This window comes from Erwinia sp. (genome assembly GCF_031978025.1).
Classification (GTDB): domain Bacteria; phylum Pseudomonadota; class Gammaproteobacteria; order Enterobacterales; family Enterobacteriaceae; genus Erwinia.
The window spans coordinates 1-3,205 of the sequence record NZ_DALZCD010000376.1 but is presented as its reverse complement, the minus strand read 5'-3'; the positions used below and the strand labels follow the sequence as shown (position 1 = coordinate 3,205).

4 protein-coding genes are annotated in these 3,205 nt (G+C 48.0%); 2 read left to right on the top strand and 2 right to left on the bottom strand.

What is annotated here, in order from left to right; all coding sequences use genetic code 11:
• Nucleotides 1-494: alpha-amylase family glycosyl hydrolase (locus RTK32_RS20490; protein ID WP_312047169.1), on the bottom strand; the 494-nt coding region annotated here is incomplete at its 3' end.
• Nucleotides 495-946: 452 nt separating this feature from the next.
• On the opposite strand from RTK32_RS20490, the gene RTK32_RS20485 reads away from it, so the two are divergent.
• The gene (locus tag RTK32_RS20485; protein WP_312047168.1) at nt 947-1,657 is read left to right on the top strand and encodes a GntR family transcriptional regulator; all 711 of its coding nucleotides are present in this window, start codon (nt 947-949) and stop codon (nt 1,655-1,657) included.
• 215 nt (nt 1,658-1,872) lie between these two features.
• Here RTK32_RS20485 and RTK32_RS20480 read toward each other — a convergent pair whose 3' ends face one another.
• A complete protein-coding gene (locus RTK32_RS20480; protein ID WP_312047166.1) occupies nt 1,873-2,259 on the bottom strand; it encodes a nuclear transport factor 2 family protein in 387 nt (128 codons plus the stop codon).
• A 27-nt stretch (nt 2,260-2,286) separates the two neighbouring features.
• Here RTK32_RS20480 and RTK32_RS21370 point away from each other — a divergent pair, with 27 nt between their 5' ends.
• Nucleotides 2,287-3,129, top strand: a complete 843-nt coding sequence (locus tag RTK32_RS21370; RefSeq protein ID WP_409451120.1) for an AraC family transcriptional regulator — start codon at nt 2,287-2,289, stop codon at nt 3,127-3,129.
• Nucleotides 3,130-3,205: the final 76 nt, after the last annotated feature.

The following is a 3,205-nucleotide window of genomic DNA, read 5'->3' as shown; positions in this document are numbered from 1 at the left end:
TGCGGGTCGTGCTTCCAGGCGGAACCGCCGTAAAAGGATGGATAGTTATTTGGCGCTTTGCCATTGCGACCGTCGCGCCAAATGTAAAAATCACGGTAAAGGTTGTCTTTTGATTTGCGGCTTTCCACAAACCACTGATGCTCATCGCTGGTATGGTTGACCACCAGATCGATAATCAGTCGCATATTGCGTTTTTTCACTTCCACCATCAGGCGATCAAAATCCGCCATCGTACCGAATTCTTTCATCACTTTGTGGTAGTCGCGAATGTCATACCCATTGTCGACATTAGGTGAATCAAAATGCGGACTCAGCCAGATAACGTTAACCCCCAGCGTTTTCAGATAATCAAGTTTTTCAGTAATGCCATTCAGATCGCCAACGCCATCGCCGTTAGTATCGTTGAATGAACGGGGATAAACCTGGTAAACCACCGCCTCTTTCCACCATGCGGCCTCATCATGCACCGAGTGACCTGCCATATTTTTTGTCATTGTCTTCTCCAGGTCAGACGCAAATGCCTGCTGGCTTAGCATGACTGCCATCAGCGTTGCAGATAACCAGCTCAGGCGTGATGCCGACGTTTTTTTTATCAAGTTGTCCATTTTGCTATCTCTTTGATTAGCCCAAAATACCGTCTGCCGCCGCTAACGGCTGGCTGAACTGAAGTCTTCTTCCGCAGCCTGTTCCCGTTGGGCGGGCTTAGTGGTGAAAGAATGTCTTGACGGAAAAGTAATCCCCGGCACTTTTTACCGCGCAGGCTAAGCGCTAAATTTGCGATCGAGATCTAAAAATAACCGTTTACGAGAGGTCTGTTAAAAGGTGAAGTTGTATATATTTATTCGGTAATTCGTTATTCATCTGTGAAAATAAAAAATTAATCAGCCAGTTATACGCATTTTACTTTTGTGAATTTTCAATTGCAGAATGGATAAGAGGTATAAAAGTGATTTACACGCTGATAGCGCAAAAGCTGCGTGAGCGCATTAATTCGGAAGAGTTTCAGCAGGGCGATACGTTACCTGGCGAACTTGTGCTGGCAAAGGAAACCGGGGTTTCACGCAGCACGTTGCGTAAAGCGATTCATATCCTGGTTGAAGAAGGCATGCTCGAACGCAGGCACGGCAGCGGCACTTATATTTTGCAAAAGGATTTACAGCATGATACCTACGGTTTAAACAGTTTTGCCGAGCATATGCAGCAAATTAAACGAGAGTTGAGAAACGAAGTGGTGCAGTTTTGCATCAGGCTGGCTCCCCCGGCCATCGCGCGCCAGCTGCGCATTAAGGCCAACGAACAGGTTTACTATTTCCAACGCATCCGCCACGTAGACGGCAAACCTTACATGGTGGAAGACAGCTATATGCCGGTGCGGCTTTTCCCCACGCTTTCTTTACATTATATGCGCGGCTCTAAATTTGACTACATCGAGAACCAGTGCGGCATCATCATTGATAGCTGTATTGAAACCTTTACCCCGGTGCTGGCTGCTGAACCCTACGCCTACCACCTGAAACTTACAGAGGGTGCATTGCTGCTGCAACTTACCTCCCTTGCGCTGTCCACCGGTGGGAAGTATTTGGACTTTTCGATCATGTATATGAACCCCAGCGAATATCAGGTGAAATACCATATGAAGCGCAACAAAATGCTATAGAGCCACGATGGGCGTGGCAATAAAAACGCCAGGAACCGCTTATACGCGCGGAGATAATGCAGGTGAGCTTCACGATCGGCGGGATAGTGATGGTTCTGTGCTCAGATCATGTGAGGCGCGGCCTCAAAGCCTGAACGAACATCTGCTCCTGGCACAGAGCGGACTGACGGCAAGCAAGGTCCGCTATGAGCGAAAAGCGGACATTAAAATCTTGATTACCTGGCGCTACCTAAGTCACGGTCACTTTCCAGACCTTTAAGCATAAGTGTCGCTTCTTCGATACGAATAAATCGCCCTGAATCATCTGTTTCAGCAAACATGTAAACCTCCATATCTACTTTTTCACCATTGCGCTTATTTAACAGAACACGATGGCGGGTTGCATAGAGATTCCCATGACGTAGTTCGTCGTGCACCTCAATTTTACCGGAAGCCAGAATTTCCCGAAGTTTACGTGCATGGCGGGCAAAGCCATCTAAGCCCTCCCACTCGTTATCAGTGCGCTGCCGATAACCGGGACTAAAATGGCGTTTGAGTATCACCTCCAGTGCCATCTCCTGTTTGTTAATAATCTCATCCAGTACGGTAGTAATAGAAATCATTGTCATGGTCAGTCCTCAGTGAAAGTTATGAGTACTCTACAATCGACTCAATGGCTCCGGTACGGTATAAAAGACAACAAATACCGCAAGTACGCCAATATGACCGATTCATTGATTCCATTAGCCCAGGCTCTTTCTTCAGATGGACCCACTTTGATTGTCGCGGCTCGCCAGTCTGATGCAATTAGGGAAACATCAAGGCACCACCACATTCGCGGACAGTTACTCGGCGCTGAACATGGGCTGCTCACGATCGATGCCGAAAATTATCGCTGGGTCGTACCGGCAACACATGCCGTATGGATACCTCCAAATGTTCCGCATGGTCTTCTCTCGCATGGCCCCTATTCAGGATGGAGTGTTTATATATCTGCCGCGGCCTGTGGCGAATTACCTGATAAGCCTGCTGTCCTCTCAGTCACAAATCTGCTGCGTGAGGCGATAACACGAGCAGCCTCATGGAAGAAAGCAGAGCTTAATGCGCCTCAAAAACGTTTATCTGGCGTTATCCTCGATGAAATAGGAACTCTTCCTAAGGTTAATCTTGGGCTGCCAATGCCGCAGGATATTCGGCTCCTCAGAGTTGCACAGGCGCTGTCAGATAACCCAGACGACGGCCGGAAACTGGAGGAATGGGCATACTGGGCGGGAGTGTCATCACGCACACTTACACGTCGATTCAGTGCTGAAACCGGTTTTAGCTTTAATGAATGGCGACAGCGCATACGGTTACTCAAGGCTCTTGAACTCCTGGCTACGGGTAAGCAAGTGACGACTGTTGCACTGGAGCTTGGGTATGACAATGTGAGTGCCTTTATTGCGTTGTTTCGCAGGGTGTTTGGCACCACACCTGCGCGGTTTAAATTTTAAATATGTAAGCCAGTAGTTAATGTCCGCTTCTGGCACAAAGCGGACGTTATTATTGAGTAGTATGTCCGCTATTTTG

Excerpts from the sequence above, each read along its gene's own strand:
- RTK32_RS20480 (WP_312047166.1), bottom strand. The coding sequence starts at position 2,259 with ATGATTTCTATTACTACCGTACTGGATGAGATTATTAACAAACAGGAG.
- RTK32_RS21370 (WP_409451120.1), top strand. The coding sequence starts at position 2,287 with ATGAGTACTCTACAATCGACTCAATGGCTCCGGTACGGTATAAAAGAC.